The organism is Glutamicibacter sp. NPDC087583, assembly GCF_044743685.1.
Taxonomy (GTDB): domain Bacteria; phylum Actinomycetota; class Actinomycetes; order Actinomycetales; family Micrococcaceae; genus Glutamicibacter.
The window spans coordinates 325,355-346,489 of the sequence record NZ_JBIUWY010000004.1; the positions used below are offsets into that span (position 1 = coordinate 325,355).

Sequence of the window (21,135 nt, forward strand, 5' to 3'; positions counted from 1 at the left end):
GATTAGCCAACTTTACGCTGCCTCAGAAGCAGGAAGATGAAGACGGCCGCGCCGAGTACGCCCAGGATCAGGGAGACCGGGACCTCGAACGGCATGATGATGGTGCGGCCGATCAGGTCGCACACCGTGGTGATCGCGATGCCCAGCAGGCAGACCCAGGGCAGGTTGCTGCGCAGGTCGTCACCGCGGACCATCGAGACGATATTCGGCACGATCAGGCCGAGGAATGGCAGGTTGCCGATGACCACGGTGACCACGCCGGTAGCGACCGCGATCAGCGCGGTGCCCAGCAGCATCACCTGGCGGTAATTCAGCCCGACGTTGGTGGCGATTTCCTCGCCGAGCCCTGCTACGGTGAAGCGGTCGGCCACGATGTAGATGGCAATGGCGACGATGGCCACGATCCACAGCACCTCGTACTGCCCGCGGATCACAGAGGTGAAGGAACCAGCCAGCCAGATGCCCATGGACTGCAGCTTGTCGGTGGACAGCGCGAAGAAGGTGGAGAAGGCGCCGACCACGGAACCGAGCATGATGCCCACGATCGGCACGGTCAGCGAGGCCTTGAGCGAAATGCGCTGCAAGAACAGGAAGAAGATCATGGTGCCGATGAAGGCGAAGACAATCGCGACGCTCATCTTGGCCAGCAGCGACGCGCTGGGGAAGAGTACCAGCATGGTCAGTAGGCCCAGGCCCGCCCATTCGGTGGTGCCGGTGGTGGTCGGCTCCACGAAGCGGTTCTGGGTCAGCAGCTGCATCACCAATCCGCTCATGGCCATGGCCGCTCCGGCCAGTACCAGTGCAATGGTGCGCGGAATGCGGGTGACGGCGAACATCATCGCGCCGTCGTCCTTGCCGAAGATGTCGTAGACGCCGGTGAACAGGGAGAACGCCAGCAGCACCAGCACTGCGAGGATGCCCAATGCGAGTTTTCCGGAAAGGACCTTGCTCTTGGTCCGGGCCGGGGAGGTCGTGCTTGTCATTATGCCGCCGTGGAAATAAGTGGTGGGAAAACAGCTCTAGTGGCGAAGCCGGAATACGGCTTCGCCACTAGCTGGCTGGGGTGTCCGGAATGCTACTTGGCAGCTTCCAGCGCGTCAGCGAAAGTATTCAGGAACTCGGTGTAGGTCTGGATGCTCTCGTTGGTGTAGGTGTCAGCAGGCATGACGACAACCTGGGATTCCTTCGAGGCGGTGACATTCTGCAGCGCCTCGGACTTCTCCAGCAGGTCCTTTGCCGGCTGGTAGTCCGCACCGTCGGCTTCAACCGCTGCGTCGCGGTCCATGACGATGATCCAGTCCGGGTTGGACTTGGCGATGGCTTCGACCGAAACGTCGTCGCCCTCGTGGTCGGTGGAGGATTCGTCGAGCTTCAGCGCCGGGGTCAGGCCCAGGAAGTCGAACATCGGGCCGACGGTGCGGCCGGTGGTAGGAGCCGAGTAGCCCAGCTCGCCGCCCGAGGCGATCAGGCCCATGACGGTCTGGTCCTTGTCGTAGGCATCGGTGACGCGCTTCTCGGCGGCTTCGAAGTCCTCAACGAGCTTTTTGGCCTCGGCCTGCTTGCCGAAGATCTCGCCCAGGGTGGTGACCTGGCGTTCCAGCTCAGCGTCAAATGGCTCGCCTTCGCGTGGGTCCAGCGAAATGATGGCGGCTTCCGGAGCCAGTTCCTTGAACTTCGCGGCGTGCTGGGTGTAGCGCTGGCCGTTGATGATCAGGTCAGGGTCGACGGTGACAACTGATTCCAGGTTCGGTTCCTTGTGGCTGCCCAAGTCCAGGATGTTCTCGTCCTTGGTGTAGGAGATGGTATCCGGCATCAGCGAGACAGCGCCTGCGGTGAGCTTGATGCCCCAGGAATCCAGGGTCTCGAAGGTGCGGTTATCCGTGGCAACGACAGACTTCGCGGGAACCTCGATCTTCTTCTCACCTTCATTGTCGGTGATGGTGACGGTCTTGGTGTCGCCAGCCTTGGCCTCAGCTGCCGTATCGGTAGCGGAACCGCAAGCGGTCAGTGACAGTGCGGCGATGCTCAGCAGTACGGCAGCGCGAAGCTTCATGGAGGACATGTATTCCTTCTTCGGACAGCAACCGGCGTTGGTTGCGCTATTGAGTGATCTGATAATTAGCTTAGCCTTATCTGAGCGAATTAAGCCAAACGGCTCTTATGTTAGCTAGGTCACCCAAATGCGCGAATTCAAGGCTGGAACCGTCCGTAAATGCGGCTCTTGATGAGGCTTGCCCCAGCTGACTGGGCTATTTCAGGGAGAAATAACGATCATCGGCCTTGTTTAATTAGTGTCCGAAGGCATGGAGGAAGCTGCGTCAGGCAGCGTAATGAATTGCACCTCCAGCTCATTGCATGAGCCGAGCCCTGGCGCAGATGCTGCCATTGATGCCCGTTTTGCGCGCCGGTATCAGGCTGCCGGGTAGGTGATCCGCGACTGCTGGTCGATCACCGCGCCCGGGCTCAGCTCGGCAGGTTTGGCCGGATGCCCATCGATGATGTGGAATACCTCGGCACCGCGGGCCAGCAGATGATCAGCAATGATCCTGCGATGGCAACGCCACCATACAGCTTCGGCGCACATGATCGCCGTCTTCTGGCCGGCGGCCCGCGCCTGCAACCGCTGGAGCGCCTGCAGGAAATCGTCCCCGAGGGCATGGTCGGCGTAATTATGGAAGCTGCGGTTCGTCCACCATGCGTTGACTGCGAAATCGACGCTTCGGCTCACAGGACGCCTGCCGGTCAGCGCTTCCGCGTGGTGCAGGCTGATTCCTGCCGTGCTCAAGGAGGCTTCCAAGGCATCCGCATTGAACTGCGGGAATTTGCGGGAGCCGGCCAGTTTGCGGACATCCACAACATTCGTGACTCCGTACTGCGTTAGCAGTGCGAGGAAATCCTCGATGGATCGTGCCGAATGTCCAATGGTGAAAATTCCAGCGGGCAAAATGCTGGCTCCTTGGGTGGGGAAGGGGCGGGGCTAATGCTGATCGTGCTTGGCGGAGCTGAGGACTAGTTGGAGCAGCTCTTCGACTTCGGCAGCACGGGACTGCCAGTAGCCGGTGTCGAGCCCGAAGCCGAGTGTTGCTTCATCGGCGCGTTTCTTGAAATAGTCCCGGTGGTCCTCCAGCGCATTGGCCAGGTCCGCGAATTGGTCATTGCTCAGTTCCAAGTTCAAGGTTCTCTGCTTCATGAGCTTCATCCTGGGTCGAGTGCGAATTCTATGAACCCGAGCGTACGCCCATTGCCAGCCGAAATGACCGCTATCAAGCTGGCACTCAGAAAGTCGTCGCCAAAGCTCGCCGGGAATAGGCTCGTGGCAGGCCTTGTTGTGCCGAATACGAGCATCGATCAGAAGGAGCAGTTCATGGCTGAAGAAAATCGAGTAGTTCTCATTGGCGGACATGGGAAGGTTGCCCTGCTGGCAGCGCCCAAGCTGGTTGGGCGCGGCTACGCGGTCAACTCGCTGATCCGCAACCCGGAGCATGCAGCCGACATCAGCGCCACGGGCGCCACCCCAGTAGTCATCGACATCGAAAGCGCTGGCGTGGATCAGTTGGCCCAGGCCTTTTCCGGTGCAAGCGCCATCGTCTTCTCCGCAGGTGCCGGTGGCGGCAACGAGCATCGCACCCGCGCCGTGGACTATGATGCCGCGGTGCGTTCCATGCAGGCCGCCAAGCAGGCCGGCGTGGACCGCTTCGTGATGGTCTCCTACAGCCGCGCCCTGGTGGATGTGGACAGCCTGGATCCGGCCAACTCGTTCTACACCTATGCCAAGGCCAAGCACGACGCCGACGCGTACTTGCGCGGCACGGAGCTGGACTACACGATCCTGGGCCCGGGGGCGCTGACCCTGGAACCGGCCAGCCAGCGCGTGGTGCTGGCTGACAAGGCAGGCAAGGTGAACGGAGCAGACGTTGAAGGCGAGGCATCGCAGACCTCGCGCGAGAACGTCGCCGAAGTGATCACCCATGTGGTGGCCAATAATGCAGCACGCCGCTCCACCGTGAACTTCTACAACGGGAACATGCCGATCGTGGAAGCGATCGTCTAGGAATGCGCAGCCGCAGCCCTGCCTCCGCAACGGGGGCAGGGCTGTTCTGCGTCTGCGGATGAAAGTTCTGCGGCTTCCACTGAGTGGATGCGGAGCCTTCTGCCCGCGGGCAAGCGGTGGGAGGACGCCAAGGAGCTTCTCGCGTTCCGGAGCAATTATGCGCACACCCTGTATTCGGTGTCCATGGCCCATCAGCTGCTGGGCCATCACCCGGAAGCCGGTGCCAATATCGTGCTGCTGGCCATGCTGCTGCACGATATCGGCTGGTCTGCCGTGGATCCGGCCCTCGTGCTGGGCGCTATCGCACCGGGTGCGGGCAATGCCGAAGGTGGGCCAGGTCCAGATCACCGACTGGGAGAAGGTCTATGCCGCGATCCCGCATCAGGATATCTTCACGGAGCGCAAGATCGACCGGCCCGGAGCCCTGGTTGTCGTCCGCCCGGACACGTATGTCGCCCAGGTCTTGCCGTTGACTGCCCGCGCGGAACTGGCCGAGTTCTTCTCGAAGAACATGGCATTGCCGAAGGTGCCTGAATTCTCCTAGGCCAATCCGGTCCTCGATGGAGAGCAGGGCAAGAAGAAAACCCCGGTGCCGAAGCACCGGGGTTTCCTTTTGTCATCACTCGCACCTTCATGAGGTACTTATAACTCTAGGACGGCTGACTGTGAGCGCGCTGGGCTGAGCCTGCCATTTGGCTTGGCATTCAGAGACCCGCCGGAACGACGGCCGCCGGGGTCATGGGAAAGCCGTTCACGGTCTTGGGCCGCGGGGGAGCGTAGGTGCGCACCTTGGAGGTGCTCAGCCCCATGCGGACCAGCGACTCCGCGATGGTCACCGCTGCGCGCACGCCATCAACAATTGGCACGCCGGTGGCCAGCCGCACCTGTTCCTCCAGCTCGGCCATGCCGCCGCAGCCCAGGCAGATCACTTCGGCCTTGTCGTGCTCCACTGCCTGGCGGGATTGCTCGACGATGGCCGCTACCGCGCGCTGCGGATCGGATTCCAGTTCCAGCACGCCCAGCCCGCTGGCGCGCACCGAGGCGAGCCGGTCGGTCAGGCCGGCCAGTTTCAGCCGGTCCTCGATCAGCGGCACCGTGCGGTCCAGCGTGGTGACCACCGAATACTTGTGGCCGAGGAATTGCGCCGTGGAGGCGGCGGCTTCGGTAATGTCCACGACCGGGACATCCAGCAGTTCCTGCAGGCCCTCGCGGCCGTGCTCGCCGTAGCCTGCTTGGATGACCGCGTCGAATGGCTCGGTGTAGCGGACCACCTTGTCCATCACGGCGATGGCCGCCAGGTAGCTCTCGAAATTTCCTTCGCAGGAGTCAGCCCCGAAATCCGGGGTCAGCTCGATGATCTCGGTACCGGGCGAGGCGACCTGCCGGGCGGAATCCCCGATGGCGCGGGTCATGGATTGCGTGGTGTTGACGTTCAGGATCAGAATGCGCATGAGTTTTCCTAGTGGGTTGGTGCCACGGCGATCGGCTCGCCATCGATGTCTGCCAGATCGTGCTGGCGCTTGGCCAAGGCCAGGTAGGCCAGGGCACCGGCGCTCGAACCCAGGAACCAGGCAAACGGACCGACAATGTGCAGGGCAGGGACGAAGGCCAGCACCAGTGCGATCACCGAGCTGATCACCAGTGCGCCGACAGCCCGGTAGTTCACGCCGCGGGTGAAGTAGTAGGTGCCTTCGGCATCCGAGCGGTACAGGTCCATGACGTTGATCCGGGCTTTGCGGATCAGCCAGTAGTCGGCCATGATGATGCCGAACAGCGGGCCGAGCAGCGCGCCCAGGCCGCCGAGGAAGTAGTTGATGATCTCGGGGGAGTTGTACAAGTTCCAGGGCAGGATGACCAGGCCGATGACCCCGGAGATCAGTGCGGCGGTGCGGAAGTTCAGCTTCTTCGGGAGCAGGTTGGTCAATGCGTAGGTCGGTGCCACGAAATTGGCCATCAGGTTCACCGCGATGGTCAGCACCAGCAGGGCGGCGGAGGCCAGCAGCAGCAGCAAGGTGTTCGGGATCGCGCCGACAATATCCGACGGCGAGGTGATGACCTGGCCGTTGATGGAGAACTGCGTACCGGTCAGGACCACCACGATGGCGCCGAAGAACATCATGTTCAGCGGGATGCCGAAGAAGTTGCCCTTGACGATCGCCTTCTTGGAGGATGCGCCACGGGTGAAGTCGCAGAAGTTCAGGACGAAGGTGCCGTAGATCGAGACCCACAGCGCGGCCGCGCCGAACATCGCGGTCCACATCTCGATGCCGGTCTTCGATTCGCCGGTGCTCATCGAGACGTTGAAACCCGATTCGAAGAGCATCCAGATGGCCAGGCCCAGGAAGGTGGCCAGGATGACCGGGCCGGCGAACGCCTCGTACTTGCGGATCATCTCCATGCCGTAGCTGACGATGACCAGCTGCACCGCCCAGAGGGCGACGAAGCAGATCCAGCCCAGGGCGTTCAGTCCCAGGAAGCTGGTCTGCTCCAGGGCTGCGGACCCCGGGGCCACGGCAATCACCATGACGGCGAGGACCTGGGCGGCGAGGTAGGTCTGGATGCCGAACCAGGCAATGGCCACGGCCCCGCGCAGCAGCGCGGGAATCTGGGCGCCGTTGATGCCGAAGGCGATGCGGCTCATCACCGGGAAAGGGACACCGGTTTTCTCGCCCATGAACCCCGAGAAGTTCAGCAGCGCGAAGAGCAGGACCGCTCCGATGCCCAGCGCGCCGAGGATCTGCCAGCCACTCATGCCCAGCGCGAAGAGCCCGATGGCGAAGGTGTAGTTGCCCAGCGAGTGCACGTCGTTGGCCCACAGGGTGAAGATGCTGTAAGAGCTCCAGGTGCGTCCGGAGCGGGTGGTTGGTGCCAGGTCCTGGTTGTAGAGCGACGCGCTCAACTCGAAGGGATTGGCCCGGTCGATAGCGGGCCGGTTTTCCTGCGGTGCGGCCTCGGGCACCATTTCAGGGGTCTTTTGCGACATGATGGACATCCTTGTCAAAGGGTCATGCATCCGGGCAGGCGCATTCGGGCGCACTGCGGCAGGGGAAGATGACAGATCTGGGGAAGCGGAGCGTTCAGGGGAACGGCCCGTGCCTGCCTGCGGGGACGCAGGACAGGTAGGCGGGCCCGCTTACGGGTAGATCGGCTGTCCGAAATTAACGTAGAACTCGGCCGGCGAGCCGAGAAGCGGCATGGCCGGGCGCGGCGCAACGGCAAGCCGCTGTGCGCTGTGCGTGATGCACGGTGGAAAAAGCATGGCTGCTCCTGAGCTAGGAAGTCACTCCGAGATATGTGCCAGGTGAGTAACCACCACTGTATGCACTGGATCACATTCCCGCAATAGAAAATGATAATTTCACCAGATGGTATTTTGTCCGGATTCCGGAGCCTTTTATTCCGTTCCCGGAATCCACTGATGAGCCAGCTTTTATCAGGAGCGCACCGGGCGCCATTCCTGTCCTGATGCCACTGCAGCGCTCTTCTGCGCGGCTCTGCACGCATCGGCACTTCGTCCCAAAACCTTCTTGACAGTGATTGGCGTCTCGTCCTAGAGTTTTCATAAAGCAAAAGCTAACTTCCATAAAGCGGAATCTTTGGAAGGTGTTCTTGAAGGGAAATCCAGTGTCCTACACTCTGAACTGCTCGATCCTCCTCACCGAGTTGCCGCTGCTGCAGCGCGCGGATGCCGCCAAGCAGGCGGGTTTCGACAGCGTCGAATTCTGGTGGCCATTTGGCGAAGCCGCCCCCTCCGGCAAGCAGGTCGACGAATTTCTCGCCTCGCTGGCCAACGCCGGCGTCCAGCTGGACGGGCTGAACTTCTTCGCCGGAGATATGCCGGCAGGCGACCGCGGACTGGTTTCATGGCTGGGGCGCGAGTCCGAATTCAAGGACAACATCGACGCGGTAGTAGCGATCGCCGAAGCTACCAGCTGCAAGGCCTTCAACGCCCTGTATGGCAACCGCATCGAGGGCGCCGACCCGGCGGCCCAGGATGCGCTGGCCTTGGAGAACCTGGTGGCCGCGGCCCAGGGCGTGGCCAAGGTCGGCGGCACTGTGCTGATCGAGCCGGTCTCCGGCACGGAAGCCTACCCGCTGAAAACTGCGGCCCAGGCGCTTGCGGTCGTCGAGGCTGTCAAGGCCCAGGGCGAAGGGAACATCGCGCTGCTGGCCGACTTCTACCACCTGTCAGTCAACGGCGATGACGTCGCCGCCGTCATTGAAGCGCATGCCAAGGACTTCGGCCATATCCAGATCGCCGATGCGCCGGGCCGCGGAGCTCCGGGCACCGGGGACCTGCCGCTGCAGGACTGGATCAAGCGCTCGCGCGAGTTGGGCTACACCGGCAACGTCGCCCTGGAGTACAAGCAGGAAGCGGCCACCGCCTTCGACTGGCTCCAGAGCGCCAGCAGCAGCGCCGCAGTCTAGAGAACACCTTTTCGCACAAGAATTTTTGGAGAATCACATGTCGCAGAACATCGCCTTCATCGGACTGGGCATCATGGGCCTGCCGATGGCCAAGAACCTGGTCAACGCCGGCTATCACGTCACCGGCTACAACCGCAGCGACAAGGCCGGCAATGAGCTGGCCGCCGCTGGCGGAACCAAGGCCGCTTCCATCGCGCAAGCCGTGGCCAATGCGGACGTGGTCATCACCATGGTCCCGGATTCCCCGGATGTCCAGGCCGTCACCCTCGGCGCAGAGGGCGTCCTCGCCAACGCGAAGGCCGGAGCGCTGTGGATCGACAACTCCTCGATCCGTCCCGACGTGGCCGTCGAGCTTGCGGCCGCGGCCCGCGACGCCGGACTGCGCCCGCTCGATGCCCCGGTCTCCGGCGGCGAGGCCGGCGCCATCGAGGGCGTGCTGTCCATTATGGCCGGCGGCGAGCCAGCTGACTTCGAGGCGGCCAAGCCGGTGCTCGAAGCCGTGGGCAAGACCATCGTGCTGGTGGGTCCTTCGGGCTCCGGGCAGACCGTCAAGGCGGCCAACCAGCTGATCGTCGCGGCCAATATCCAGGCCCTGTCCGAAGCGGTACTCTTCCTCGAAGCCTATGGCGTGGACACCGACGCGGCCATCAAGGTCCTCGGCGGCGGCCTGGCCGGCTCCAAGGTGCTTGACCAGAAGGCCCAGAAGATCCTGGACCGCGAATTCGCCCCGGGCTTCCGCTTGGCCCTGCACAACAAGGACATGGGCATCGTGACCTCCGCAGCCCGCGAAGCCGGTGTCGTGCTGCCACTGGGCGCACTGGTCGCCCAGCTGGTCACCTCCACCGTGGCTTCCGGCGACGGGGCGCTGGATCATTCGGGCCTCTTCCGCGGGGTGCAGCGCCTGGCCGGCAAAATCGAGGCCCCGGTCCCGGCCTAGCGCCGCTAAATCTTCCTACGGCGGGGACAACTAGGTAACCCGCTTCTTCAGCTAGCGGCCGCGCAATACCGGCTACGCTCCGGTGCCGCCGGGCCCCTGGTACACGGCAGGGGCCCGACGCACCGTATCCGCTGCGCAATGGGCTTTGTTCCAGTTCATCGCCGCTAGCTGGTGCTCAAGGAAGCGGCGTTGTGGTGACTCATGCACCTTGGCTTCCCGCCGTAGGTATCCTTCTTTTCTTCTTCTCGTTCCAAAGGACGTATTCCCATGCCTAAGATGCGCGCAATCGACGCCGTCGTCCAGATCCTGGCCAAGGAGGGCGCCACCGAGGCGTTCGGCCTGCCAGGAGCCGCGATCAACCCGCTGTACTCGGCCATGAAGGCCCACGGCGGCATCCGCCACACCCTGCACCGCCACGTCGAGGGTGCCAGCCACGCCGCCGACGGCTACTCGCGGGCCACCGGCAAGATCGGCCTGTGCCTGGGCACCTCCGGCCCTGCCGGCACCGACATGATCACCGGCCTGTACGCCGCGATCGCCGACTCCATCCCGATGCTGTGCATCACCGGGCAGGCCCCGACCAATGTGCTGCACAAGGAGGACTTCCAGGCCGTGGACATCGAGTCCATCGCCAAGCCGGTGACCAAGTACGCCTCGACCGTGCTGGAGCCGGGACTGGTTCCGGGCACCTTCGCCAAGGCCTTCCAGATCATGCGCTCGGGCCGCCCGGGCCCGGCCCTGATCGACCTGCCGATCAACGTGCAGATGGCCGAAATCGACTTCGACATCGATGCCTACGAGCCGTTGCCGGTCCAGAAGCCGAAGGCCACGCGCGGCCAGGCCGAGAAGATCGTGGACCTGCTGCTCTCCGGAAGCAAGCCGATCATCATCGCCGGCGGCGGCGTGATCAACGCCAACGCCAGCGCGCAGCTGGTCGAACTCGCCGAGGAACTGGACATCCCGGTCTCCCCGACCCTGATGGGCTGGGGCGCCATCCCGGATGACCACCGCCTGCAGTCGGGCATGGTCGGCATCCAGACGCACACCAAGTACGGCAACCAGACCTTCCTGGAATCGGATATGGTGCTGGGCCTGGGCAACCGCTGGGCCAACCGCCACACCGGGGATCTGGCCACCTACCGCGCCGGACGCAAATTCATCCACGTGGATATCGAAGGCACGCAGATCGGCCGGGTGTTCTCCCCGGACCTGGGAATCACCTCGGATGCCGGCGCCGCCATCGAGGCCATCCTGGAAGTCGTGCGCGAGCGTAAGGCCGCCGGCACCCTGCCGGACTACTCGGCCTGGGCCAACGAGGCCACCGCCCGCAAGTCCACCGGGCACCGCAAGACCAACTTCGAGAACGTGCCGATCAAGCCGCAGCGCGTCTACCAGGAAATGAACGCCGCCTTCGGCCAGGACACTACCTACGTGTCCACCATCGGGCTCAGCCAGATCGCCGGCGCGCAGATGCTGCATGTCTACAAGCCGCGCAACTGGATCAACGCCGGACAGGCCGGCCCGCTGGGCTGGACCGGACCGGCCGCCCTGGGCGTCGTGCGCGGCAAGCCGGGGGAAAAGGTCGTGGCCCTCTCCGGAGACTACGATTTCCAGTTCATGATCGAGGAGCTGGCCGTCGGCGCCCAGTTCAAGCTGCCGTACGTGCACGTGGTGGTCAACAACTCCTACCTCGGACTGATCCGCCAATCGCAGCGCGCCTTCGAGATGGATTACCACGTGTCCCTGGGCTTCGATAACATCAACTCCCCGGAAACCAACGGCTACGGCGTGGACCATGTGAAGGTCGCCGAGGGCCTGGGCTGCAAGGCCGTGCGCGTCGAGGATCCGAGCCAGCTGGCTGCCGGATTCGCGCAGGCCAATGCGCTGGCCGAAGAGCACCAGGTGCCGGTTGTGGTGGAAGTGATCCTGGAAAAGGTCACCAACATCGCCATGGGCGCGCAGCTGGATGCAGTCAATGAATTCGAAGACCTGGCTTTGGACGCCGCCGATGCACCAACCGCGTTGGTGCCGATGGCTGCCTCGGCCACCGTGGGTGCGTGAAAGGGCAGTCGTCGCTGACCTGCAACCCGCAAAGTTTGGCGCGGGGCACCGGTTCACCAATACGGGTGTGCCCCGCGCCACAGCAACCTAGACTTGGCATAGAGCTGCCGAGCCCCAAGAACACCTAGCAATTAACGAGTAGGAACACCTCATGAGCATCAACGAAGCTGTTGGCCGCACATCGTCCCCCACCGCCACCGGAACCACCTATGACCTGGTGCTGCGCGGCCAGCAAGTGCTGACCGCGCAGGGCATTGGCCCGCGCGAGATCGGCGTGCGCGACGGAAAGATCGTCGCCGTGCAGGAATTGGGTGCCGGACTGGCCGCAGAGCGCGTCATCGAGGTGGCCTCCGACGAGGTCCTGCTGCCCGGACTCGTTGATACCCATGTGCACGTGAACGAGCCAGGACGCACCGAATGGGAAGGGTTCGAGTCGGCGACCAAGGCCGCCGCTGCCGGCGGGGTGACCACCATCGTGGACATGCCGCTGAACTCCATCCCGCCCACGGTGAACCTCGAAGCGCTGGAAATCAAGCGCGCGGCCGCTTCCAAGAACGCCTATGTCAACGTCGGATTCTGGGGCGGTGCCATCCCGGGCAACAAGAAGGATCTGCGCGAGCTGCACGAAGCTGGAGTCTTCGGCTTCAAATGCTTCCTGCTGCATTCTGGAGTCGACGAGTTCCCGTCCCTGAGTGTAGGCGAGATGGAAGAGGACATGGCCGAACTGGCCTCCTTCGACTCGCTGATGATCGTGCACGCCGAGGACTCCGATATCATCGGCAACTCCCCGCAGCCGGTGGGCGGCAAGTACGCCGGCTTCCTGGACTCGCGCCCGCGCGATGCCGAGAACACCGCCATCGCGCAGGTGATCGAGCGTGCCCGCACCACCGGAGTGCGCGCCCACGTGCTGCACCTGTCCAGCTCGGATGCGCTCCAGATGATCCGCGAAGCGAAGGCCGAGGGCGTGCTGCTCACCGTGGAAACCTGCCCGCACTACCTGACCTTGCTGGCCGAGGAAATCCCCGACGGCGCCACAGCCTTCAAATGCTGCCCTCCGATCCGCGAGAATGACAACCGCGAGCTGCTGTGGAAGGGCCTGGAGGAAGGCATCATCGACTGCGTCGTTTCGGACCATTCCCCATCCACCATTGACCTCAAGGATGTGGAGAACGGCGACTTCGGCGTGGCTTGGGGCGGGGTGGCGTCGCTGCAGCTGGGGCTGCCGCTGATCTGGAGCGAGGCGAAGAAGCGCGGACTGAAGCTGGAACAGGTCGTGCAGTGGATGGGCCTGAATCCCGCGAAGCTTGCCGGACTGGGCGCCAAGGGCAGCATCGAGGTAGGCAAGGACGCGGACTTCGCGGTCTTCGCTCCGGAGGACACCTTCGAGGTGGATGTCCAGAAGCTGCACCACAAGAACCCGATTTCCCCGTACCAGGGCAAGACCCTGAACGGCGTAGTCCGCCGGTCCATCATTGCCGGGACCGACGTGGACTTCCAGAATCCAACGGGTCAGCTGATCCGCCGCGAGAGCTAGGAACCGGTACCTCGCAGAGCCCCTGTCCGCAGGACGGGGGCTCTGCCGCGCCGTGGGCAATGATAGCCCCGGCGTGCTTTGGCTACCGCAGATTCGCAGCGTATTCACCGGTGGTACGCAGGCTATTTCCCTGGCGCATAACAAACAGGTATCGATTGGATGTGGCGTTAAAGGATTGGGCTGCCCAGCTCATAGACTGTCAGCACTATGGGGATAGAGCAGCCGTCACTCTGAATACAGGAAATGGGTATGAACGCGATTACTGCTGCTTCGATTATGAGCAAAGAAGTCGACGATCTGGCGTTGGGCGAAGTGGTCCAGGTGTCGCTGGTCTTCGGCGCAATCCTCATGGCTGTGCTCCTTGCCTTCGGGCTCAAGACCTATGCCCATTGGCGCCGGCATGCCAACGGTTCTCCAGCTGATCAGCGTCCGGCCGAGCGTGATGAGGCTCCGAGTCCAGCAAGCGGTACCCGTCAACTCCCAGCACCGCGGATTGAAGTGCTTTCGGCGCTCGGGGACCTGCGCCGGACCGGGGCCTTGAACCGCGGTTTAGAGGACAGCAGATGAGGTAGCCTTCGGAACCGACTGTTGACCCGACTGAGCCAGTTGACCCGACTGAGCCGACTGTGGATCCTACGGAACTTACTGAATCCGATGAAGCCGAGGAAGATCTCGTTCAGAAGGCAGCTCCGGCTGAAGGCTCAGCCGAAGCTCCGCCGCCATCTGAAAAGGATGACAAGCTTGCGGACACAGGTTTCACTGCGATGTACGTGTTGATCGCTGGACTCCTTTTGGCAGCTGCTGGTGTGCTGATTTCTCGGCGCAGCAACCGCCGACATGGCTAAAGCCTAGGATTCGAATGAGGCTGTGAACTGTTCGCGGAGCAGGCTCTTGCGATCGTCGTAGGACCGATCGTCTAGGCTCTTGCAGATAGTTCGCGCATACGCCCGACTGGAATTAATTTTCCGGTCGGGCGTTTTGCGTATCTGGACGATGTGCAAAAAACGGGCAGCTGTTTCAGACCGTCCTGAGCTTGACTCAACCGGCCGGATTATTTGGTGCGTTGCTGATGGCCTCTCCGCCCGGTGTTCTCATCTGAACTTCGCCGGTCTGGTTCCCTCCGCACTGTGAACCTGCAGCGATGAGTCACCAGAATCTAGGACCTCGGTTGAAACCATTAGTGAGCTAACAGTTGTAGCTCTCACTGCCATCGGTATTGCTTGCTCGCCGACACGCAGTTTCGGATTTCCTGCGAAAGTGCCGTCACGAAGTGAACCCAGGCGCCCTCTAACTCTATGGATCCATCGAATGGACACTCGTTGATGGCATGAAAGCATGCGCTTTAGGAATCTCCCAGCAATCCGGGCGCAGCATGGGGATGCGGCTTTCTTCGCTATCAGGAGGACCAGAGCCAAGAACGCAAAGGATCCGCTTCTGAACGCTCCATAGAAAGAGAACGTCATGAGTATGTCACTCGCAATCTTCGGCATTGTGGCCTCTATAACCGCGATCTTCAGTGCATTGAGCCAGCGGGGACGACGATGGCTGGTGCGTGACTTTACGCACTACAAGACCATCCTTGTTGCTTGGATTGCTGGCAACTTGGTGTTCGTAGCCGCGGCCTGCTGGCATCTTCTCTTCCAAGGGCAGTCGGACATCGGGGCAGTCGTGGCCATAATGATGGCCATCTCATTGTTGATTTTCTGCCTGTCCATGTTGACGCTGCAACGAAGGCCTCAGAACAACACCCGTCCGAGACGCTTCCTGGCAGTCGGAGCACATCCTGATGATGTCGAGCTGGCTTGCGGTGCGACCATCGCGAAATTGGTGGATGCCGGCCATGATGTTCGTATCGTGGTCATGTCGCAGGGTGAAAGTGGCGGACATGCTCCTCGCAGGATTCAAGAAGCCCGACGCGGAGCCGGTTACCTGGGTGCCCAGTCCCATACGGTGCGGTCCTTTTGCGATACGCGGCTGTCGGAGAATTCCAACCTGATGGTTGCAGCGATCGAGGAGGAAATCGCTGCTTTCGGACCGGATGTCGTGCTGACTCATTCTGCTACTGATATCCACCAAGACCATGAGGCGGTGCACCGTGCAGTAATGCGCGCCGGGAGGCGACTGCCCTCCATACTCTGCTTCGAGAGCCCCTCGGTGGGCAATGATTTCTCTCCAAGCTTCTTCGTTGACGTCGAGAACTACACCGACGTCAAGGTCGAAGCCATCAAGCTACATGCCGATCAGCGGAACAAGCCCTATATGACCCGTGCGCGGATCGAGTCCATGGCTACTTTCCGTGGCAACCAGGTCAAGCAGCAGCGGGCCGAAGGATTTGAAGTAATGCGCCTCGTATCAACCACAGTGGGAGATTTCTAATGAAGATCCTAGTCACCGGGGTCGGAGGTCCAGCAGGAAGCTCGCTTGCGCGCCAGCTGCACGCGCGAGGACATAGCGTCATCGGCGCTGACATGGTGCCAATAACTGATCCGCTGCTCGACGCCTTCCACCAGGTGCCAGCAGCCGGTCACCAGCAGTACCCCACTCGGCTTCAAGAGATTGTTCTCCAGCACTCAGCTGAACTGGTTATCCCGACCGTCAGCGAAGAACTCCCGGTGCTTTCGGCAGAGAGTATCCGAGAGCTGCTGGAATCGGCCGGAGCCCGATTATTGATTTCCTCGAAAGAATCCGTGCTGATCAGCGACGACAAGTACTACACGATGCTGACTTTGCGAGGGGATAACGTGCCCGTCCCCGATTTTGCCCGGATCAACGCTGGCAGTGGCGAAGCCTTGGCGCAGTTCAGCCCGGAAGAGCAGATCATCATCAAGCCACGCGTATCGCGCGGAGGACGGGGCGTCCGCTTGGCTACGGCAGGAGACCTCGGGGCAGGCCGCGTACCGGCTGGTACGCGGGATCTTGTGCAGCGCTTTGCCCCCGGACGCGAATTCGCGCCGATGATCTTCAGGAACCCTGATTCCGGGGAGATCGAGGTCTGCGTGGTGGTGGAGAAGACCGAGCTGCGCGAGGGGCTCGTGGGCAACGCAGTATCGGTGCGCCGCTGCGAGTCGAATGATCCAATAGCCGCTCATGTTGCGTGGGTGGCCAAGAATGCAGTGCAGTCGCTGGAGCTGGTCGGGCCGGTAGACATGGACGTGCGCCTGGGTGGCGATGGGCAACCGGTGGTGCTCGAGGTCAATGCCCGTTTCGGAGCCAATAGCCAGTCCGCGCCGGAACTGCTGGATGCTGCATTGCGCTTGCTCGGGGTGGCGTCCACAGCGCAAGTTGGCTGTGCATGAGTTCGGCACTCGTTCTTGGCTATTACACACTGACCGCAGTCATCCTTTCCGTCGGTGTGCTCAAGCTGGGGTTGATCCCCTTGGCGTTGCTTTTCGAATGCCGCCGGGGTCTGCTTTTCACCCGCTACGGGAAGCTGTCGTCATTGCCTCCTGGCAGCCCGGCAAACACTATTCTGCGGCCCCGCCGTCGAACCCGGGCGTCGAGGCATTTCGGGCAGATCCCGGACTACAGGGTATCGGTAATCATCCCGGCCTATAACGAGGAAGTGGTATTGCGCGCCTGCGTTGAATCAATTGTCCGAAGCAAGGGAAACCTCGCTGAAGTGGTGATTGTCGATGACGGATCCACCGATGGCACCGCACGGCTGATGCGTGAGCTGGCTCAAGAGCATCGCCTGGTGCAGGCCATCAGCCAGGAGAATGCCGGCAAAGGCGCGGCACTTAATCGTGGAATTGCCCTCGCGACTGGAGAGATACTGGTTTTTGTCGATGCCGACGGAATTTTTTCGCCGGTGACTATTCCGTGGTTGCTCACTGGATTCCGCGATGTGAAGGTGGGGGCGGTTTGCGGTGACGACCGGCCTGTAAACCTGGATAGGGTGCTGACCAAGATGCTTTCGGTCCTTTCGCATCTGGGAACGGGGGTTGTTCGGCGGGCGTTGTCCCTGATTCATTGCTTGCCGGTAGTTTCCGGGAATATAGGTGCATTCCGTGCTGATCTGGTCAGGGATCTTGGCGGGTTCCGCACCGATACGGTTGGAGAGGACTTGGAATTGACCTGGCGCTTCTATGGTGCCGGGTATCGTGTGGCTTTTGAACCACGCGCGATTGTCTTGGCGGAGTCACCTTCTACGCTGCAGGCGCTGTGGAAGCAACGAGTCCGCTGGGCACGGGGCCTGCTGCAATCGATCAAGATACATTGGCGGATGCACGGCAACCCCCGGTTCGGGCCGTTCGGAGTGTTCCTGCTGTTCAATTTTCTCACGATGGTGGTGGTGCCACTGGCTCAGATCCTGGTGCTTGCCGGATTGCTCTATTTCATCCCGGCCGGGCTGATTACCTTCGGCGGCGAAGAAGAAGCAACCTTAATTGGTCGCACCGCGATGGTGGTCGGTTGGATTGGCATCGGAATCACGCTGGCTTCGGTGGTTCTTGGCATTGCGCTGAACACTGCATGGAGGGATTTGGCGAACCTGTGGACCCTACCGCTATGGCCGTTCTATGCCACGGGGATGGGGCTCACCATGCTCGCAGCGGTAGCGTTTGAGATCCGCGGGAGGCCCGCCAAATGGAACAAGCTGCAAAGAACCGGTGTCATTTCCAGCGGTGAGTTCTCTGCCATTCTTGGAAGCGGATCATGAGCGCGGCCAAGATGCAGCGTCAACGCCGGAAACTGGCAATGGCAGCCATAGCGGGCTTGGTGACTTTTCTTTTGCTGGCGGCTGCTTGCTACATGACCAGATTCCCCACTTCTGCAGCGCATCAACCGACCCCGACGCCGGACCCCACGGTGGTCGAGCCGATGCCTCCGCAGCATGCCTGCCAAGATTCCCCTCGCGCAGAGGGCACCAGTTCCCCAGGAGACAACCTCGGCATGCGCCACTCCAAGACAGACACCCAACTTCCCCGATTTTCCAGAGTTGTGAACGTCGGTTTTGAAGATATTACCGCCGAAGATCCTGCCCGTATCCCGGAAATTGCCCGTCGATTAAATTCGGTCAGGGCGACAGGAGTATCGCTCTCCATTGGACGTCTCGACTGGGTGGCTTTCCCCTGGCCAGCCCAACGCGATGTCGAATCCAGCGAAGTCACGCAAACCGGGCGGGACTATGTTGCTGAAGCGATTAGTGCCTTCCGCTGCGATGAGCAGGGTAGACCTCGAACAATCTACTTGAATATCGATACGTTGCTGGGCAGAGAGCTGGAGCGCCGTCCATCGCTAGCAGGAATCAACTCCGAGGGGCATCCTTCCAAGAACTGGGCAAGTATCTCGGCGTGGAAAGAGGATGGACTTGATACCAGGCTTGTCGAGCTGGTTAGTGAAGCCGTTCGGCGCTATGCACCCGATGGCATCAACGTCACGGAGCTGATGTTTCCCAGCTACACGTTCGGCGAGGATGACTTGGAGAACTTTGCGAAGTTCAGCGAGCGCCCTGATTGGCCGAGGTCTGCTGACGGAACGATTGATTCCACGTCAGAGCAAATCTACCTATGGCGGTCAAACGCAGTCACCTCGATCATGAAGAAAGTGGCTGGAAGTCTGGACGAAACCGGTCCGGTGCTCACCATGGATGTGCGATCACCTGCCAACGGAGATCCAAGGGGACGCCCTGATTCCGGCCAAGACTACGGGCAGCTTCTGAACGTGGTTGACCGCCTGAACATCTGGAATTTTCGGGGCATCGCATCGTCCAATCGGGTTTCGACAGACGAATTGGTACAGCGGTACATGAAGCAGGAACCTGAAAAGTATTCCTTGGAAATCGGGCTTTGGGAAGGCGCAGGCTCCATGGACAGCAGTTCCGTGAGCAAGGAACTGCTGAATGCCGAGGACCATTCATTGCTGCATGTCTCCGTTACCCCCACTTCGTTAATGGACGACAGCATATGGTCCGCATTGGAGGGTGCTTGGAGCCAGGTTCCTGCTACTCGCCCGGGTGCGGACTAATCGCGGAATCTATGCGAATTCCGGCTCGAAGAAAAAATTTCAGATTAATCCGGATTCTTGCGTCATGATTCCCTTTTCCGCGTATCTAAGTGATGTACGCGCTGAACTGGGCAACAAGGAATTATGAGGTTTCGAGACGTCCAGTTGTCTTATGGGGAAGATGCTGACGGGTGGGCGAGTTGCAAGCTTGGGGGATGGAGCTCGCCCACCTTTCAGGATTTTCGAACCCATTTCATAGAGATATTGGAAAAATCCTGATAGGTTCTAAAGGATGAAAATGCCGTCCAAAGTCGGGCGGCATTGTCGACGGGGCATTGGTTGCCGATTGCCGGCTCCGGGGATTGGGGAATCCTTGGGGCGATCGGCGGCGGGTACCGGCGCTGTCGCGTGAAACGTTATGGGGACGTAATGACAATAGATTCTGGGGCACGCTTTGCTGACGTCAGCGATGCAGATTTAATTCGTGGCGTTAGGAACGGAAGCAGCGAGGCCCAGGACCACCTGTATCGACGGCACAGGCAAGTGGCGCTGAACGTAGCGTTTAGGCATACGAACTCTCCTTCCGATGCCGAGGATGTCGTCTCCGAAGCTTTCCTGCGGGTCTTCCGTATCATCGAACGTGGGGCAGGGCCTGATGAGTTCTTCCGCGCCTATTTACTGACTGCGGTATCGCGCGAAGCCTTTTCCAGGAACAAATCAGCCTCAAAGCAGATTACCGTCGAAGACGTCCAGGACTTCCTGCCAGGCGATGCGCACGCGGACGAGGCGATGGAACGCCATGAATCCACCTTTGCCATCCTCGCGTTCAAGGCCTTGACCGAGCGCTGGAAGACGGTCCTGTGGCTCACCGAAGTAGAGGAACTGCCGCCGAGAGACGTTGCGCCAATGCTCGGCATGACACCCAATGCGGTTTCCGCATTGGCAGTACGTGCGCGAGAGGGACTGCGCGAAGCCTACTTGGCTGCGCATATGAATGGCCAGTCAGGGTTGCCCGCAAGTTGTTCCGATATTCGTGAACATCTGCCGGCCTTTATCCGTGGAACGCTGGGGAGCCGGAACGAGCGTGGAGTCAAGGCGCACTTGAAGTCGTGCGCGAATTGCGCAGTAGTGTTCGGGGAACTGGACGAAATCGGTGCTACTTTGCGTGCTTTCGTCCTTCCTCTGGTCGTTGGAGGGATTACTGCGCTGGGGATTCCTGCCTCGGGAGGTATTGCAGGAATGGGAGCTTCGGCAGCCACGGCAACGGCTGCTGGTGGAGCTACTGCCGGGACAGCAGCTTCTGTTGCTTCGGGGGCCGGTGTGAGTATTGCAGGAGGTAGTAGCCTGGCAGTTACTTTAGGCGTTGGCTTGGTGGGTGTCGCCGTAACAGCGTCCGCCATCGGTCTGATACCGAAACTGATCGTGCATGATGAAAGAGAATGGGCCGCACCCGAAAGCGCAGTCCAGCCCCAGCTGGAAGGAGTCGAAGCCCCGATTGTTGGGGCCGAGCCATCTGCCGTCATGAGCCGTGCCATGTTCTTGCGGGACCTGACTGGACGAACTGTTCCTGATGCGAAAGACGAATTAGAATTCACAAACCAAGTGGAATCGCCATCCACGAAGCCGTTTTTCCCGCTGTCACATATGCCAGCGGCAAGACCGTCGCCTGAAGCGACCTCTGAATCTACTTTTGAGCCGACTGCGGAGCCAACGGTGGAGCCTTCAATCGAGCCGACTCCGGAACCGACTCCGGAACCAACAGTGGAACCGACTGCGGACCCGACTCCTGAACCAACCCCGGAACCGACTCCGGAACCGACTCCTGAACCAACTCCGGAACCAACGGTGGAGCCGACTGCGGAACCAACTCCGGAACCAACGGTGGAGCCGACTCCGGAACCAACTCCGGAACCGACTCCTGAACCAACTCCGGAACCAACGGTGGAGCCTACAGTCGACCCGACTCCGGAACCAACGGTGGAGCCGACTCCGGAACCAACTCCGGAACCAACGGTGGAGCCGACTCCGGAACCAACTCCGGAACCGACTCCTGAACCAACCCCGGAACCAACGGTGGAGCCGACTCCGGAACCAACTCCGGAACCAACGGTGGAGCCGACTGCGGAACCAACTCCGGAACCAACGGTGGAGCCGACTGCGGAACCAACTCCGGAACCAACG

The 21,135-nt window shown here is 61.3% G+C and carries 20 protein-coding genes; 13 read left to right on the forward strand and 7 right to left on the reverse strand.

Translation table 11 applies throughout. The features are described 5' to 3' along the window. Positions 1-2: 2 nt before the first annotated feature. The 4 genes from ACIOU9_RS13030 to ACIOU9_RS13045 all read right to left on the reverse strand — a co-directional run bounded on the left by ACIOU9_RS13030 (position 3) and on the right by ACIOU9_RS13045 (position 3,190). On the reverse strand, positions 3-983 hold the full coding sequence (locus tag ACIOU9_RS13030) for an ABC transporter permease (RefSeq protein WP_402471681.1): 981 nt from the start codon (positions 981-983) through the stop codon (positions 3-5). A gap of 92 nt (positions 984-1,075) precedes the next feature. Further along, positions 1,076-2,062, reverse strand: coding sequence for a siderophore ABC transporter substrate-binding protein (locus ACIOU9_RS13035; RefSeq protein WP_133833925.1), 987 nt, complete (start codon positions 2,060-2,062; stop codon positions 1,076-1,078). 348 nt (positions 2,063-2,410) lie between these two features. After that, a complete protein-coding gene (locus ACIOU9_RS13040) occupies positions 2,411-2,944 on the reverse strand; it encodes a DUF488 family protein (RefSeq protein WP_133833926.1) in 534 nt (177 codons plus the stop codon). 33 nt (positions 2,945-2,977) lie between these two features. Beyond that, positions 2,978-3,190 carry a hypothetical protein gene (locus ACIOU9_RS13045; RefSeq protein ID WP_105656406.1) on the reverse strand — a complete coding sequence of 71 codons (213 nt, stop codon included), beginning with the start codon at positions 3,188-3,190 and terminating at the stop codon, positions 2,978-2,980. 174 nt (positions 3,191-3,364) lie between these two features. Between ACIOU9_RS13045 and ACIOU9_RS13050 the strand changes: the two genes are divergently transcribed. After that, positions 3,365-4,051 carry an SDR family oxidoreductase gene (locus ACIOU9_RS13050; protein WP_105656618.1) on the forward strand — a complete coding sequence of 229 codons (687 nt, stop codon included), beginning with the start codon at positions 3,365-3,367 and terminating at the stop codon, positions 4,049-4,051. Between the two features lie 319 nt (positions 4,052-4,370). After that, complete coding sequence (locus ACIOU9_RS13055) at positions 4,371-4,595, forward strand: hypothetical protein (RefSeq protein ID WP_208294249.1); 225 nt, start codon at positions 4,371-4,373, stop codon at positions 4,593-4,595. 160 nt (positions 4,596-4,755) lie between these two features. Here the strand turns inward: ACIOU9_RS13055 and ACIOU9_RS13060 are convergent, their stop codons facing one another. Continuing rightward, entirely contained in the window at positions 4,756-5,502 is a 747-nt protein-coding gene (locus ACIOU9_RS13060) for an aspartate/glutamate racemase family protein (protein ID WP_133833927.1), read from the reverse strand. A gap of 8 nt (positions 5,503-5,510) precedes the next feature. Beyond that, the gene (locus ACIOU9_RS13065) at positions 5,511-7,034 is read right to left on the reverse strand and encodes an NCS1 family nucleobase:cation symporter-1 (protein ID WP_286172183.1); all 1,524 of its coding nucleotides are present in this window, start codon (positions 7,032-7,034) and stop codon (positions 5,511-5,513) included. A gap of 641 nt (positions 7,035-7,675) precedes the next feature. Between ACIOU9_RS13065 and ACIOU9_RS13070 the strand changes: the two genes are divergently transcribed. Both ACIOU9_RS13070 and ACIOU9_RS13075 read left to right on the forward strand, forming a co-directional pair. Further along, on the forward strand, positions 7,676-8,479 hold the full coding sequence (locus ACIOU9_RS13070; RefSeq protein WP_133833928.1) for a hydroxypyruvate isomerase family protein: 804 nt from the start codon (positions 7,676-7,678) through the stop codon (positions 8,477-8,479). Between the two features lie 25 nt (positions 8,480-8,504). Next, positions 8,505-9,416 (forward strand): 2-hydroxy-3-oxopropionate reductase, encoded by a 912-nt coding sequence (locus ACIOU9_RS13075; RefSeq protein WP_332731243.1) that lies wholly within the window; start codon positions 8,505-8,507, stop codon positions 9,414-9,416. Between the two features lie 72 nt (positions 9,417-9,488). Here the strand turns inward: ACIOU9_RS13075 and ACIOU9_RS13080 are convergent, their stop codons facing one another. Continuing rightward, complete coding sequence (locus ACIOU9_RS13080) at positions 9,489-9,623, reverse strand: hypothetical protein (RefSeq protein ID WP_402697166.1); 135 nt, start codon at positions 9,621-9,623, stop codon at positions 9,489-9,491. Positions 9,624-9,683: 60 nt separating this feature from the next. On the opposite strand from ACIOU9_RS13080, the gene gcl reads away from it, so the two are divergent. From gcl to ACIOU9_RS13125, 9 genes are all read left to right on the forward strand, one after another. After that, a complete protein-coding gene (gene gcl, locus ACIOU9_RS13085; RefSeq protein WP_133833930.1) occupies positions 9,684-11,477 on the forward strand; it encodes a glyoxylate carboligase in 1,794 nt (597 codons plus the stop codon). A gap of 151 nt (positions 11,478-11,628) precedes the next feature. Then, positions 11,629-13,011, forward strand: coding sequence for an allantoinase AllB (gene allB / locus ACIOU9_RS13090; protein ID WP_133833931.1), 1,383 nt, complete (start codon positions 11,629-11,631; stop codon positions 13,009-13,011). Between the two features lie 249 nt (positions 13,012-13,260). Continuing rightward, positions 13,261-13,578, forward strand: a complete 318-nt coding sequence (locus ACIOU9_RS13095; RefSeq protein WP_133833932.1) for a hypothetical protein — start codon at positions 13,261-13,263, stop codon at positions 13,576-13,578. Positions 13,579-13,637: 59 nt separating this feature from the next. Next, a complete protein-coding gene (locus ACIOU9_RS13100) occupies positions 13,638-13,856 on the forward strand; it encodes an LPXTG cell wall anchor domain-containing protein (protein ID WP_133833933.1) in 219 nt (72 codons plus the stop codon). A 616-nt stretch (positions 13,857-14,472) separates the two neighbouring features. Continuing rightward, a complete protein-coding gene (locus ACIOU9_RS13105; RefSeq protein ID WP_402697168.1) occupies positions 14,473-15,387 on the forward strand; it encodes a PIG-L deacetylase family protein in 915 nt (304 codons plus the stop codon). Further along, a complete protein-coding gene (locus ACIOU9_RS13110; RefSeq protein WP_133833935.1) occupies positions 15,387-16,307 on the forward strand; it encodes an ATP-grasp domain-containing protein in 921 nt (306 codons plus the stop codon). The genes ACIOU9_RS13105 and ACIOU9_RS13110 overlap by 1 nt, the downstream gene beginning before the upstream one ends. A 56-nt stretch (positions 16,308-16,363) precedes the next feature. Then, complete coding sequence (locus tag ACIOU9_RS13115; RefSeq protein WP_402697170.1) at positions 16,364-17,668, forward strand: glycosyltransferase; 1,305 nt, start codon at positions 16,364-16,366, stop codon at positions 17,666-17,668. Next, positions 17,665-18,975 (forward strand): hypothetical protein, encoded by a 1,311-nt coding sequence (locus tag ACIOU9_RS13120; RefSeq protein WP_133833937.1) that lies wholly within the window; start codon positions 17,665-17,667, stop codon positions 18,973-18,975. Before ACIOU9_RS13115 ends, ACIOU9_RS13120 begins: the two co-directional genes overlap by 4 nt. A 408-nt stretch (positions 18,976-19,383) precedes the next feature. Further along, the coding region (locus ACIOU9_RS13125) for a sigma-70 family RNA polymerase sigma factor (RefSeq protein ID WP_402697171.1) at positions 19,384-21,135 on the forward strand (1,752 nt) is incomplete at its 3' end.